We start from the raw sequence: 14,688 nt of genomic DNA, 5'->3' as shown, positions 1-14,688 counted from the left end.
AAACCATCCCATGAGCCACCCCTCGCAGATCTACGCGAAGATCACTGGTCCCATCGTCATGGTCGGCTTCGGCTCCATCGGCAAAGGCACGCTGCCGATGATCGAGCGGCATCTCGATTATGACAAGTCGCGCGTCACCGTGATTGATCCCAAGGACGAGGGTCGCAAGGCGCATTGCGAGAAGCAGAACGTCCGCTTCATCCAGAAGGCCGTGACCCGGGACAATTACCGGGAGTTGCTGACCCCGCTGCTCACCGAAGGCGGCGGCCAGGGTTTTTGCGTCAATCTCTCGGTCGATACCGGCTCCACCGACATCATGGAGCTCTGCAACGAGCTCGGCGCGCTCTATATCGATACCGTCAACGAGCCCTGGCTCGGCTTCTATTTCGATTCCTCGAAGGGCCCGGAGGCGCGCTCCAACTACGCGCTTCGCGAAGCGACGCTGGCCGCCAAGAAGGCGCGCCCGGCGGGCTCGACGACGGCCGTCTCCTGCTGTGGCGCCAATCCCGGCATGGTCTCCTTTTTCGTCAAGCAGGCGCTGCTCAATGTCGCCGCCGATCTGAAGCTCAATGCCCCCAAGCCGAAGACCAAGGCCGAGTGGGCCGATTTGATGCGGCAGGCCGGCATCAAGGGCATCCACATCGCCGAACGCGACACCCAGCGCTCCAAGTCACCGAAAGAGCCGGACGTCTTCGTCAACACCTGGTCGGTGGAAGGTTTCCTGTCGGAAGGCGTGCAGCCGTCCGAGCTCGGCTGGGGCACCCATGAAAAATGGATGCCCGAGAATGCGCGGACCCACGAAGCCGGCTGCGGCGCCGCCATCTATCTGATGCAGCCCGGCGCCAACACGCGCGTGCGCACCTGGTGCCCGACCCGCGGCGCGCAGTATGGCTTCCTCGTCACCCACAACGAGTCGATCTCGATCTCCGATTACTTCACGGTGCGCGACGCATCGGGCACGGCAGTCTACCGGCCGACCTGCCACTACGCCTACCATCCGGCTGACGATGCCGTGTTGTCGCTGCACGAAATGTTCGGCCGCGCCGCGAAGATGCAGGAAAAGCACCACATCCTCGATGAGAACGAAATCGTCGACGGCATCGACGAACTGGGCGTGCTGCTGTTCGGCCACGACAACAATGCCTATTGGTACGGCTCGCAGCTCTCCATCGAAGAAACCCGCAAGCTCGCCCCCTACCAGAACGCCACCGGCCTGCAGGTGACCTCCGCCGTGCTCGGCGGCATGGTGTGGGCGCTGGAAAACCCGAACGAAGGCATTGTCGAAGCCGACGAGATGGATTTCGACCGTCTGCTGGAGATCCAGCTGCCGTATCTCGGCCCGGTGAAGGGTTTCTACACCGACTGGACGCCGCTGACGGATCGTCCGGGATTGTTCCCGGAAGACATCGACACGAGCGATCCCTGGCAGTTCCGGAATGTCCTGGTGCGTTGACCTCTCAGCGCTTCCGGTTGATAGCGATGCCCGGCCTTGTGCCGGGCATTTCTTTTTGCCGACCTATTTCGCCAAGTAATCGAACGCCACGCTACCGAGCCCGAGCGTCAGGTCCGCTTTGAAATGCAGCGCCGAGACCACCTCGCGCACCGGCAGGCGGGCGACGTCGCAGAGTGCGTGGGGAAACAGGCCGAGCGCGGCAGGGCCGGTCCAAGCTTCCTTCAGCACGACGTCGTCGAGATGAAACCGCACCAGCTCGCAGATCCGCGGGCTGCCGTCGACATGCGGGATGATCTTCAGGATGAAGTTCGGCGCCGCCATCGATTTCAGCACCATGTCGTGGTCGACCTTGCGGTGCTTGTAACCCATCGTGGCCGAAGCACAGAGGACCGAGCCGTAATGCAGCGAACCGACCAGGACGTCGCTCTCGATCTCGATCTTGGGCCTTGCGAGCTTCTTCGGAAAGCCCCACAGCTCGCGGCCACCGGCGATCGGGGCCTCGTCGTCCAGATACATCGCGTGGGTGTAGCCGCCCTCCTCGCCCTTGAAGCGAACCGGAATCACCTGCCCGGTTTCGGTGTAATCGCCGAATCCGGTCGAGTCGGGCATGCGAATGAATTCGTATTTCACCACCGGCTCCGCCACCTCGAGCGGCTCGGGCACGATGGCGGCGAGGGCTTCGGGATCGGTCCTGTAGGTGATGATGAAATATTCGCGGTCGAAGAAGCGATATGGCCCCGGCGGGAATGCCGGGTTGGTAAGCGGCATCGAATAAGCGGTGCGGCGGACGTCTTCGATCTTCATGGGAGGCCCCATCTGTCGTTGGCGCGACAGATTATGGATCGGGCCGTCTGCAGAGGCGAGATCAAATGCGCGTCACAATGCGCCGGCCGCCGGGCTACTTCTCCTTGATCGGCGGCGCGATCTTCTCCGCGGGCGCCGCCGGCAGTGCCGGCTTGGTCGCCGCGCCCTGCGTCTGCGGGTCGGGGCGCGCGGGCTCGGGGGCCGGCGTGGTCGGCCGGTCGCCACCGGGCTTGGCCTGCGCGGGCGTCTTGTCCTGATCGCTGGACGGCGTGCCCTGGAGCGGTTGCGTCGCCTGCGCCGTCTGCATCCGGCTCTCGGCCCGGATCTGCGCCAGCGATAGACCCGACACCACGGCGCCTGCTGCGAACAGGGAGCAGGCGATCATCAGGTCGCGTTTCAGTCTGCGCTTGTCATTTGGGCCGGGCATGTCGATCACCGCCTTTATCCGCGGGATCAACGAACTTGCCCGACTGCGGTTCCGTGCCGGACGAGGCGGGAACCGTGCCTTCGCGCGCCAAAACGCCGCGCTCAGTCTGAGGTGCTGACTTCCCAGGTGGCGTGGCGCACGCCCGGCAGGTGCTGGAGATTGGTCGCCACCGCGTTCAGCTCGTTCGGATCGACCGCGGTCGCAACCAGCTTTGCGACGACCTCGAGAATGTCATCCCCGATCTCGACCACGTCGATATCGGCCACCGGATATTTCGCGGCCTCCAGCTTATCAACGAGGCGGTCGCGCATGTCGGGCAGGGCGTCGGCCGCGACGGCGAGCTTGAAATAGTAGGTCGCCTCCGAGGCCTTCTCGTTCAGCGGAATGCGGTTGATGGCGTTGACCAGCGGGCGCAGCATGGTGTTGCCGGCGATGACGAACACGGTCAGCGCGGCCGCCTGCGCGACCATGTCGGCGCCGGCACAGGAGCCGACCGCGGCCGAGGCCCACAGCGTCGCCGCGGTGTTGAGCCCGCGGACGTCCATGCCCTGCTTCATGATGGACCGGCGCCGAGGAAGCCGATGCCCGAGACGACATAGGAGATCACGCGGACCGCGCCGTCGGCGCCGGTCAGGTGCATGGCGAGATCGACGAAGGCGGCGGCACCGACCGCGACCAGCACGTTGGTGCGGAGGCCCGCGGTGCGCTGGCGGTACTGCCGCTCGGCGCCGATCAGCGTGCCCAGCACGAAGGCCGTGAACAGGCTGACCAGCGTGTCCGCGAAATCAGCAATCTGGAAGGTCGTCAAAAACCGCATGGTCCCTCGCACGGGTTGGCAAACGATCTATGCGAGAGTGCCGACGAGGTCAATTTGAACGGGCACCGGCTGTGGAAGCCGATGCCCGGTCGTCTTGTTTTCTCCGCCTTAGTGGGCGGCCGCGAGCAACGTCTGCTGGGGCGGCGTATAGCTCAGCACGGTGCCGCCATTGCCGTCGGCCGAGAGCACGAAGGACGAGGCCGAGTATTGCGCCAGCAGAGCCCAGGAGTAGCTCTGGCCGCCGTCGGTCGTGACCGTCAGATTGTTCAAGCCGTCGACATCGACGCTGCTGATCACGGTGTTGCGGAAGTCGATGGAGTCATCGGCGCCGAAATTGGCGATCGAGCCGGTTAGGCCCGCCGGCATGTCCAGCACCAGCGTTGCGCCGTCGGAGCCGCCGAAATCGACGTTCTGGAGCAGGCCGCCAGCGTAGACACGCTCGCTGCCGCCATCCAGATGCGCGTTCGAGACGTTGCCGCCCGCCCCCACATCCTGCTCGCCACCGCCGCTGACCGTCGTTGCGGTCGCAGCACCTGCGACGAACTGATAGCCGCCATTGATCGTCGCGCCGCCGTCGGTGGCGCCGGCGTCCACGTATTGGAAGCCGCCGGCTGCGATCGTCGTGCCCGTTGTCGCGCCACCGGAGCCGACATATTGCCGCCCACCGGCATTGATGACGGTGCCGGCAGCGTGGCCATTGCCGAGCACCTGCTGATTGCCGTCGAGCACGGTGTCGGTGACGGTACCTTGATAAACATCCTGGTAGCCACCCGCCGCGACCGTCGTTCCGGCGGCGCTACCGCCCTGATAGACGTGCTGGGAGCCGCCACTCTGGACCACGACGCCGTTCGCCGTGCCGTAATCGTATTGATTGCCGCCGGCGCCCACCGTCGTGCCCGTCGCCGTTCCGCTCAGATATTGCGTTCCGCCGTCGATCGTCGAGTTGACGTCGCGGCCGCCGGCGGCAACGGACTGCAGTCCGCCAGCCTTGATCGTGGTGTGGGCCGAGGCGCCGTTAGCGTAGACCTGCCCGAAACCGTACAACAGGGTATCTGTCGCACGCCCACCGGCGCGGATGTCCTGATAGCCGCCGGCTTCGATCATCGCGCCGGTCGTGCCGGTGCCAAAAACATGCTGCTGGCCGCCGTTCTTGACCACCGATCCGGTCGAGATGCCGTAGTCTTCTTCGATTCCGTTGCGCAAGACGGTCGCCCCGACCGAGGTGCCGCGGACAACAAGGCTCGGGTTGAAGGACGAGGAGGCCGCCGCGACGATCGCGTTCTCAAGTGAGGCGCCGCTCGCCAGCGTGTAGCCAAAGGCGAGAGGGATCGATTGCGACACGCCGGTATTGCCGGCGGCGTCGCGCAGACGGGCCGTCACATAGGAAAGTCCGGTTGCCGGAGACAGATTGTCCAGCCGCCAGGTGCCGTCGGCGGCGCTGGTGACTGCGTGATCCGTTGGACCAAACGACAAGGTGAGCGCGGAGGTCGCGTCAGCCAGGTCGAGCGTGCCCCGGACGGTGATCGAAAAGGGCGTTGCATCGGAATTTTCGATGCTCGTGATCGCGAGGACCGGGGCGGTCGCATCGACCGTAAAGGTGAATGCGGGCCCGGGGTTGCTATGGTTGCCCAGGCTATCCGTGGCGGTCGCGGCGTAGCTGTAGGTCGAGCCGTCCTGGAGGCCGGACACGCCGAGGTTCCAGCTGCCGTCGCTGCCAACCGTGGTGACGCCAACGACGGAATTGTCGCCGGCATTCGTGACCGTGACGGTGTCTCCGGCATTGCCGGAGCCGGACAGGGTCGTCATCCCGCCATGGAAGTGCGCCGCGTTGATGTAATTGTTGCCGTCCGCACCCGGCGTCACGTCCGCATCGACGATCGTCAGGGCCGGAGGCGTGCGGCTGATCGTATATTGCGTGGTGGTCGAATTCGGCGCGGTGAGGAAAACATCCTCGCCGGTCGAGGAGTTGCTCGTTGTCCACTCCACCACCACGTCGGCTTTTCCGTCTCCATTGAGGTCACCGACGGTGATTCCGTTGGCGCCCGAAGCGAGCGGCAACGTCACCGCCGGGCCGAACGTGCCGTCACCGCGACTGTAGAAGGTCGAAAGCGTATTGTTGCTGCTAGCGACCACGGCGAGGTCCGTTTTACCGTCGCCATTGAAGTCCGCGGCCGCCAAGTTCCAGATGGGCGCCGGTGTCAGGAAGGTCTGTGGCGACGCGAAGGTGCCGTCGCCGTTGCCGAGCAGGATCGCAATCGAGTTGTTGGTTCCGAGTGCAAGATCAAGCTTGCCGTCGCCGTTGAAGTCGCCGCTGATCGTTCTGGATGAGGTGCCGGCCGTGATCGGGGATTGGAACGTGCCATCCCCGTTGCCAAGCCGCACGGCAACCGGCGAACTTGACGAGTCCTGCACAAGCAGATCGATCTTTCCATCGCCGTTGAAATCTCCGCTCGCGAAGGCGTTGGAGGCATTCGTGGCAATGGGCGATCCGAAAGAACCATCGCCGTTACCGAGCAGCAGCGACGTGCCGATGTTGTTCGACATGATCACGTCGGCCCTGCCGTCGCCGTTGAAGTCGGCAAACGCCCTGATATTGCCGCCAGTGCTGCCACCCGTCGCATACTTCGTCGCCGCCGCGAACGTGCCGTCGCCATTGCCCAGCCTGACGTCCAGGGTCCCGGTGAAGATGTTGCCCATCAGGACGTCCAGCTTGCCGTCGCCATTGACGTCGCCGAGTCGAATCGACGATTCCAGCTCCGAGGCGCCGGTCAGCGAGGTTTGCGTGAACTGGCCCGTGCCGTCATTGGTCCTGACATCGAGAAAGTATGCGGAAGCGCTGACGGTTCGGATGTACACCATATCCTGCTTGCCATCGCCGTTGACGTCGCCGACCGCCGCCGTGTTGATGATGCTGAAGCGCGGACCGCTCATCTGCGTTTCGGACTGGAACGGCCCGACATAATAGCCGCTGGAATCGTGCACATTGGTGCCGGTCAGTTGCAGCCCCAGCGAACCGCTGCCCGAGCCGGTGTTGACCGTGACCGTGTAGCTCGCGCCGTTGCTGCCAGCCACCGGCGTGATGTCCGTGATGCCGGCACCATTGATGCTCCCCGTCGTGGCGAGGGTGAACTGATCGACCGTGACGCCGGACACCGGCTTCGAAAAGGTGACGGTGTAGTGCACGACGAACGCGTCGGTCGACGACGGATCGGTGCCTGTGATGCTGACGAGCGTCGGAAGAACGGGGATGAGTGGCATGGGGATTCCCTGGCGTGGCGCTTGATGCGAGGATTCGAATTGCACGCCGGCTCCGGACAGGCCGACGCCAAGCGCAACTGATCGCGCGGCAGCAATTCGAAATTGCACGCCGTGCTCTCTACATCTGCGACCCTACAGGGACTGCTTGTCGGTTATGTTACACATTAACGATAAACAACATAACGCAGGGAGCCTGTGCCTCGCAGAAACCGGTCCCTCGCAAGATCGACAGACGATCCATGCGAGAGTTGCGCCGCGGTCAATTTGAACGGGCATCGGCGCTATGGAAGCCAATGCCCGTCCGTCTTGGTTTTGCCTGCCTTAGTGAGCGGCCGCGAGCAAGGTCTGCTGTGGCGGCACATAGCTCAGCATCGTTCCGCCGTTGCCGTCGGCCGCGAGCAGGAAGGACGAAGCTGCGTACTGCGCCAGCAGCGCCCAGGAGTAGCTCTGGCCGCCGTCGGTCGTGACCGTCAGATTGTTCGCGCTGTCGACATCGACACTACTGACCACCGTGTTGCGGAAGTCGATGGTGTCGTCAGCGCCGAAATTGGCGATCGCGCCAGACAGGCCCGTCGGCGCGTCGAGCACCAGTGTTGCGCCGTTCGAGCCACCGAAATCGACGTTCTGGAGCAGGCCGCCGGCGTAGACATGCTCGCTGCCGCCGTCGAGATGCGTATTCGCAGCCATGCCGGTTGCGCCGACATCCTGCTCGCCGCCGCCGCTGACGGTCGCGCCGGTCGCCGTGCCCGTCACGAACTGGTAGCCGCCGCTGATCGCGGCACTGCCGTCGGTGGCACCGGAGTCCACATATTGGAAGCCCCCGGTTTCGATGGTCGTGGCGGTGGTTGCACCGCCCGAACCGACATATTGCCGCCCGCCGGCATTGATGACGGTGCCGGCGGCATGGCCGTCTGTGAGCACCTGCTGCTCACCGTCGAGCACGGTGTTGGTGACTGTCCCCTGGAAAACGTCCTGATAGCCGCCCGCTGCAACGGTCGTGCCATCGGCACTGCCGCCCTGATAGACATGCTGAATGCCGCCGCTCTCGACGAGAGCCGCGGTAGACGTCCCGTAGTCGTACTGAACGCCGCCTGCGCCAACGGTCGCGCTCGTCGACGAGCCGACGATGTACTGCCGGCCACCAGCGATGGTCGCACCGCTGTCGGTGGCGCCGGCGTCGACATACTGGAAGCCGCCGGTCGCGATGGTCGTATTGGTGGTCGCGCCACCGGAGCCGACATATTGCCGCCCGCCGGCATTGATGACGGTGCGGGCAGCCTGGCCACCGGCAAGCACCTGCTGATTGCCGGCGAGCACGGTGTTGGTGGCCGTCCCCTGGTAGACGTCCTGATAGCCGCCCGCAGCAACGGTGGTGCCGCTGGCACTGCCGCCCTGATAGACGTGTTGGGAGCCGCCGCTCTGGACCAGCGCACCGGTTGCCGTGCCGTAATCGTATTGATTGCCACCCGAGCCGATCGTGGCATTCGCGCTGCTGCCCGTCACATATTGCGTACCGAAGACAGTCGCATCGTGGTCGGCGCCGGCCGTGCTTTGGGTGCCAAGAGCCTCGATGACGGTGCCGTAGGTGCTGCCGTTGACGTAGATGTTCTGGAGTCCGCCCGACTTGATCGTGGTGTGGATCGCCGTGTTGCCGACCGTTTGCGTGCCATAAAGCACCGTGTCCTTGGCGGTCCCCTGGAAGCTCACGAGCTGAGTGGCGCCAGCCTGCACCAGGGTCCCGGTCGCCGTGCCGTATTCGAGCCCTTGGCTCCCACCATTGTATATCGTTGCCCCGGTCGAGGTCCCGCGGACGATTTCGCCCGCGCCAGAGAGAACGATCGCGCCGGTCTCCGCGGCGTTGGAATCCACGGTGAAGAAACTGTCGACAACCACCGCGTTGGCGAGCTGCGTGCTGGAGACAAGCGTATAGTTGCCCCTGATGAGCGTATAGGTCGGCGAGGCGCCGACATTGCCTGCGGCATCCGAGAATCTAGCCACGATCGTCGTCATTCCGTATGGCACGACCTGGCTATTGAACTGCCACGATCCGGTCGCGCTGGAGACGATCACGTCGGTCCCTCCGATCGAGACGGTCACCTGCGCCGGCACGTCGGTCGTCCCCTGCAGGGTGACCTTCGGGTTTGACACCGACGAGTCGGCCGACAAATTGATGCCCGTGATCCCGAGCGATGCGGTCGCATCGACCGTGAAGGTGAACGCCGGGCCGACGCTGCTGTTGCCGTGGGAGTCGGTCGCAGCCGCGACATAGCTGTAAGTGGTGCCGTCCTGCAGGCCGGACACGCCGAGGCTCCACGTGCCGTTCTGGCCGACCTTGGCCGTGCCGACGACTGCGTGAGTCATGGCGTCGGTGACCGAGATGGTGTCGCCGGCATTGCCGGTGCCGGCCAACGTCGTCGCCCCACCATGGAAATGCGCCGCGTTGATGTAATTGTTGCCGTCGGCGCCGAGGGTGACGTCCCCGTCGGTGATGGTCAGAGCCGGCGACGTCCGTACGATCGTGTACGCCGGTCCCGTCTCGCTGGATGAACCGGTCAGCAGGATATCGGTGCCCGAACTTTGAGTGAAAGGATTGGTGCCGAATTGATATCCGATCAGAACGTCGGCCTTGCCGTCGCCGTTCAGGTCACCAGCGCCGATCTGCCCGGCGGTCTTGTCGAGCGGCGAGATCCTCACTTGCCCGAACGTGCCGTCGCCGTGACCGAAGAAGGTCGAGAGCGTGTTGTTGGTTCCGACGACCACGAGATCAGCCACGCCATCGCCGTTGATGTCGGCGACCGCGCCGGATCCGATCGTACCCGCCGCCTGAAGAGTCGTCCCGGACGAGGTGAAAGTGCCGTCGCCGTTGCCGAGCAGGATCGAGATTGTGGCGCTGCTGACGGCCGCCATGTCGAGCTTGCCGTCACCGTTGAAATCGCCGGTGAGGACAGATGTCGCCGTCCCGACCGGGGACGACGGAGCCTGGAACGTGCCGTCACCATTGCCGAAGCTCAGCGCTATTGCCAGATTGGTCGAATTCCTCGTCACGAGGTCGAGCTTGCCGTCTCTATTGAAGTCGCCATAGGCGATGGAGCCGACGCCGAGATTCGTGGTGATGGCAGTCCCAAACGTACCGTTGCCATTTCCTGGCAGGACCGTGCTGCCGACGACGATGTCGAGCACGCCATCGCCGGTCACGTCGATCACTTTAGGTGTTTGATAGACGCCGCTGCCGGCGGAATAGCTCGTGTTGGCCCCGAACGTGCCGTTACCGTTGCCGAGACGAACAGTCACGGTACCGTCGAGGGTGACCTGTGCGATGTCCAGCTTGCCGTCGCCATTCAGATCGGCAAGCGCCAGCAAGGGCAATAGGCCTGGGCTCGAGGTGTTCGAGGCTGAGGAGAAGTGACCGGTGCCGTCGTTCAGCGCCACGCTGACGTAGCTCGGGTTGATGAAAAAGTTTGTCCCCATCACGACGTCCAGCTTCCCGTCTCCGTTGACGTCGCCGATCGCGAAGGACGTCGGGCTGTTTACGGTCAGCTTCGATTCGGATCGGTACGGTCCGACATAGTAACCATTGGTATCGTGGACGTTGCTTCCCGTGAACTGGAGCGCCACCGAGCCGGAGCCGAATCCGGTATTCACCGTGACCGTATAGCTCGAAAGGTTGCTGCCGGCGACCGGTGTCACGTCGGTGATGCCCGCGCCGCCGATGCTGCCACTCGTTGCAAGGCTGAACTGATCAATCGTGACGCCAAGAACAGGCTTCGAGAACGTGACGGTGTAGTGCACCGTTCCGGCGTCGGTCTGGGTCGGATCGGTCGCTGTGATGCTGGTGATGGTCGGAAGATCGGGGATGACGGGCATCTGAATTCCCTGCGGTGGCGCGTGTTGATGCGAGGATTCGAAATGCACACTGGCCCCGGACAAACCGGCGCCAGGCACATTCGATCGCGCGGCAGCAATTCGAAATTGCACGCCGTGCTCTCTACATCTGCGACCCTACAGAGGCTGCTTGTCGGTTATGTTACACGATAACAAAAATAACATAACAGGGAGAGGCTGTGGATAGTCGGCCTCATAGCTCCAGTAGACCGCCGTCCCCATTTTCGTCGGCGAAGGCCAGCAGCGTGCCCTTGGCGTTCCAGGCAATCGCGGCGACCGGAGGCGTGCCATTGCGGCGAACGAGGATCTCGGCGCCGTCCTCGAGCCGCACCATCAGCACGGTGCCATCGCTGTAACCGGCGGCGAGGATGTCGTTCTTGGGATGGCAGGCGACCACCGACACGCGCGCCTGCAGCGGCGCGAGCATCGCGGGCTCCTTGCCCATCGGGCCGTCCTTGCTGCCGAACGGCCAGATGATGACTGTGTCGGCACCCGAAGTCGCCAACCCTTTGCCGCCCGCGCTCCAGGACATCGAACGGACGCGGCCGGGATAGCCGGTCATGCGCATGTGCCTGTTGTCGGCAAGCCGCCAGCCGTGCAGCGCCGCCTCGTGCATCGTGGTCACCAGGAACTTGTTGTCCGGGCTGAAGGTGACGCCGAGATGGGAGCCGGCCCATGGCAGGAATTCGGCCGATCCTTCCATGTTCGGAAACCACAGCGTCGCGCCGTTGTAATGCGCGATCGCGAGCCGCAGGCCCTTTGGCGCGAAGGCGAGACCGCCGACGGTCGAGGGCACCTCGAGCGACTTCTCCTCGGCCTTGCCGCTCTTGACGGTGGCCGTCTTGCCGGCCGACCAGGCATAGGCACCGTCGGGATGCAGCGCCACCGCGTCGATCCAGCGCCGCTTGGGGTCGGTCGCGAGCAGCGCCACCTCACCCTTGGCGTCGAGCGACACGACCTTGCCGTCGTCGCCGCCCATGACGAGGCGCTTGCCATCGGAGGCGGTCGACAGAATGCCGCTACTATGCACGGCGACCGTCGTGATCTCGCCCTTGGCGTCGACGAACGCGACATTCTCCTCGCCGCCGACGAAGGCGGCGCGGGGCCCAAGGAAATACACCGAGGTCACGCCCATCCCGAGCGTAACAGGCTTGACGCGATCGGTGACGGAGACGATCGAGGCGGAATCGGGGGCCGGCGTAAACTCTTTCATCACGAGACGATGCAGCTCTCAAAGCCCTCGCGAATGGCCTTTTCCGGCAATTCGCGACCGATGAAGACGAGGCGGCTCTCGCGCGGCTCGCCGTCCTTCCACTTCCGCTGGTGGTTGCCCTCCAGCATCATGTGGACGCCCTGGAAGACATAGCGGTCATCATCGTCGTGGAAGGCGAGGATGCCCTTGGAGCGCAGGATCTTGCCGCCCTCCACCTGCACCAGGTTCTGGAGCCAGGGCATGAACACGTTCGGATCGAGCGGCTTGTCGGTCTTGAGCGACAGCGACTGCATGTCCTCGTCGTGATAGTGCTTCAGGCCGTGGCCGTGATCATGGTGGTGATGGTCGTGGCCATGATGGTGATGATCATGGTCGTGGTCATGATCATCGGCCTCCAGGAAATCCGGCTCGATGTCGAGGATGCGGTCGAGGTCGAAGGCGCCGCGATCCAGCACGTCCGCCAGGGCGACCGAGCAGCGCTCGGTGCGATGTAGCTTGGCATAGGGGTTGATGGCGCGGATGCGGGCCTCGACCTCGGCAAGCTCCGGCTTGGTGACGAGATCGGTCTTGTTCAGCACGATGACGTCGGCGAACGCGATCTGGTTCTTGGCCTCGGGTGCATCCTTGAGCCGGTCGGACAGCCATTTGGCGTCGGCGACCGTGACGACGGCGTCGAGCCGCGCGTTCTTCTGCACGTCCTCGTCGACGAAGAAGGTCTGGGCGACAGGCGCGGGATCGGCAAGGCCGGTGGTCTCGACGATGATGGCGTCGAACTTGCCCTTGCGCTTCATCAGGCCGTCCATGATGCGCACGAGGTCGCCGCGCACGGTGCAGCAGATGCAGCCGTTGTTCATCTCGAACACTTCCTCATCGGCGCCGATGATGAGGTCGTTGTCGATGCCGATCTCGCCGAATTCGTTGACGATGACGGCGTATTTCTTGCCGTGGTTTTCCGACAGGATGCGGTTCAGCAGCGTGGTCTTGCCGGCGCCGAGATAGCCGGTCAGCACGGTCACGGGAATTTTTTGGGACGCTTCAGACATAGCAACTCCGGGTCGGGCTTTTCCGCGCGACGCGAGGCGGGGTGGCCCCCTGCCCTAGTGGTCAAGCGCGCTGGTCAGGGCCTTTATATTGTGCCTGACCATATCAATGTAAGTGGGTGCAAGCCCCTTTTCGCCGGTCAAACCGTCCGAAATCAGGGTCCCGCCGACCTTGGACCCGGTCTCGGCCGCAATCCGCCGGATCAGCCGGTCATCACTGATGTTTTCCAGGAACACAGCCGGGATCTTTTGGGTCTTGATCTGGCCGATGATGGCGGCGATGTCCCGCGCGCTGGGCTCGGTCTCCGTGGAGACCCCCAAGGGGGCCACGAACTGGACACCGTATTCGGCGGCGAAATAGCCGAAGGCGTCGTGGGTGGAGATCACCTTGCGCCGCTCCGGCGGAATTTTCGCCACGGCCTCCCGCACCTCGCGGTCGAGCGCTTCGAGCTTGTCCAGATAGGCGTTGGCCCGGGCGCGGAAGAACTCGGCGTCGTCAGGGTCGGCCGCGGCCAGCGCATTGGCGATGTCGCTCACGTAGATCCTGGCGTTGGGGACGGACTGCCAGGCATGTGGATCCGCGGCCGAGCCGAGCTTCAGCGGTGCGATGCCGGCACTCACGGTGACCACCTGCGCCTTGCTTCCTGCCGACTGCACCAGACGGGGCAGCCAGCCTTCGAGGCCGAGCCCGTTGACGATGACGAGCTTTGCATCCGCAATCCGCTTCGCATCGCTTGGCGCGGGCGTGTAGACGTGGACGTCGCTGTCGGGGCCGACCAGCGTCGTGACGTCGACCCGATCGCCGCCAACGTTCCGGACGAAATCGCCGAGGATCGAGAAGCTCGCGACGACATTGAGCCGCTCGGCCGCATGCAGCGGCGAGGCGATCAGCAGGAGCACACAAAGCAGGAGACGCCGCATCGTCACGCTTCCAGATGCCGACCGGGAAACATTTGCCGGACGATGCCGCCGACGCGGCCGAACAGCACCGAGACGATGTAAAGCACCGTCGCCACCAGAATGATCGCAGGGCCCGACGGCACGCGGGTCTGGAACGACAGCACAAGGCCCAAATAGCCCGCGACGGCGGCAGCGACGACGGCGATGCAGATCATGACCGTGAGATCGCGCGACCAGAACCGGGCAATGCCGGCCGGCAGGATCATCAAGCCCACCGCCAGCAAGGTGCCGAGCGCCTGAAAGCCATTGACGAGATTGATCACGACGAGCGCGAGGAAGGCGAGATGCGCGGGGCCGCCGGCACGGCTGACGGTGCGCAGGAATAGTGGATCGACGCTCTCGATCACCAGCGGGCGATAGATCACCGCGAGCACCAGCAGCGTCACCGTGGCGTTGAAGGCCACCACCAGCAGCGTCTGGTCGTCCATCGCGAGGATGTTGCCGAACAGCACGTGCAGGAGGTCGATATTGGTGCCCTTGATCGAGACGATGGTCACACCCAGCGCCAGCGACGCCAGATAGAAGGTCGCAAGCGAAGCGTCCTCCTTGAGCCCGGTCGAGCGTGCGACCACGCCGGCGAGGATCGCGACGGCAAAGCCTGCAACCAGGCCGCCGGCCGTCATCGCGAACAAATTTAGGCCGGAGAGCAGGAAGCCGACCGCCGCTCCAGGCAGGATCGCATGCGCCATGGCATCGCCGACGAGGCTCATCCGCCGCAGCATCAGGAACACGCCGATCGGTGCGCCCGCCAGCGACAGCGCGATCACGGCGGCAAGCGCGCGCCGCATGAACTCGAATTCGGTGAACGGGCCGATCAGCGCGTCATAGATCATC

Annotated in this window: 9 protein-coding genes and 1 pseudogene; 1 reads left to right on the top strand and 9 read right to left on the bottom strand. The window is 64.3% G+C overall.

Annotated elements, in window-relative coordinates:
• Positions 1-10: 10 nt before the first annotated feature.
• Positions 11-1,453, top strand: coding sequence for a homospermidine synthase (locus tag J4G43_RS07380; protein WP_208084387.1), 1,443 nt, complete (start codon positions 11-13; stop codon positions 1,451-1,453).
• Positions 1,454-1,516: 63 nt separating this feature from the next.
• Here the strand turns inward: J4G43_RS07380 and J4G43_RS07375 are convergent, their stop codons facing one another.
• The 9 genes and pseudogenes from J4G43_RS07375 to J4G43_RS07335 all read right to left on the bottom strand — a co-directional run bounded on the left by J4G43_RS07375 (position 1,517) and on the right by J4G43_RS07335 (position 14,687).
• Positions 1,517-2,257, bottom strand: coding sequence for an acetoacetate decarboxylase (locus tag J4G43_RS07375; RefSeq protein WP_063985719.1), 741 nt, complete (start codon positions 2,255-2,257; stop codon positions 1,517-1,519).
• A gap of 94 nt (positions 2,258-2,351) precedes the next feature.
• Positions 2,352-2,684 (bottom strand): hypothetical protein, encoded by a 333-nt coding sequence (locus J4G43_RS07370; RefSeq protein ID WP_208089259.1) that lies wholly within the window; start codon positions 2,682-2,684, stop codon positions 2,352-2,354.
• Between the two features lie 101 nt (positions 2,685-2,785).
• A pseudogene (locus J4G43_RS07365) lies at positions 2,786-3,501 on the bottom strand (MgtC/SapB family protein).
• A gap of 108 nt (positions 3,502-3,609) precedes the next feature.
• On the bottom strand, positions 3,610-6,759 hold the full coding sequence (locus J4G43_RS07360; RefSeq protein WP_208084386.1) for an FG-GAP-like repeat-containing protein: 3,150 nt from the start codon (positions 6,757-6,759) through the stop codon (positions 3,610-3,612).
• 321 nt (positions 6,760-7,080) lie between these two features.
• Positions 7,081-10,623, bottom strand: coding sequence for an FG-GAP-like repeat-containing protein (locus tag J4G43_RS07355; RefSeq protein ID WP_208084385.1), 3,543 nt, complete (start codon positions 10,621-10,623; stop codon positions 7,081-7,083).
• 211 nt (positions 10,624-10,834) lie between these two features.
• Entirely contained in the window at positions 10,835-11,854 is a 1,020-nt protein-coding gene (locus J4G43_RS07350) for a WD40 repeat domain-containing protein (RefSeq protein ID WP_208084384.1), read from the bottom strand.
• Positions 11,854-12,897 (bottom strand): CobW family GTP-binding protein, encoded by a 1,044-nt coding sequence (locus tag J4G43_RS07345; protein WP_014491771.1) that lies wholly within the window; start codon positions 12,895-12,897, stop codon positions 11,854-11,856. Before J4G43_RS07345 ends, J4G43_RS07350 begins: the two co-directional genes overlap by 1 nt.
• Positions 12,898-12,951: 54 nt before the next feature.
• Positions 12,952-13,815 carry a metal ABC transporter solute-binding protein, Zn/Mn family gene (locus tag J4G43_RS07340; protein ID WP_208084383.1) on the bottom strand — a complete coding sequence of 288 codons (864 nt, stop codon included), beginning with the start codon at positions 13,813-13,815 and terminating at the stop codon, positions 12,952-12,954.
• 2 nt (positions 13,816-13,817) lie between these two features.
• Positions 13,818-14,687 carry a metal ABC transporter permease gene (locus J4G43_RS07335; RefSeq protein WP_071909402.1) on the bottom strand — a complete coding sequence of 290 codons (870 nt, stop codon included), beginning with the start codon at positions 14,685-14,687 and terminating at the stop codon, positions 13,818-13,820.
• Between the last annotated feature and the right edge of the window lies 1 nt (position 14,688).

The organism is Bradyrhizobium barranii subsp. barranii (assembly GCF_017565645.3).
GTDB lineage: Bacteria > Pseudomonadota > Alphaproteobacteria > Rhizobiales > Xanthobacteraceae > Bradyrhizobium > Bradyrhizobium barranii.
This window is presented reverse-complemented; position numbering and strand designations above follow the sequence as displayed.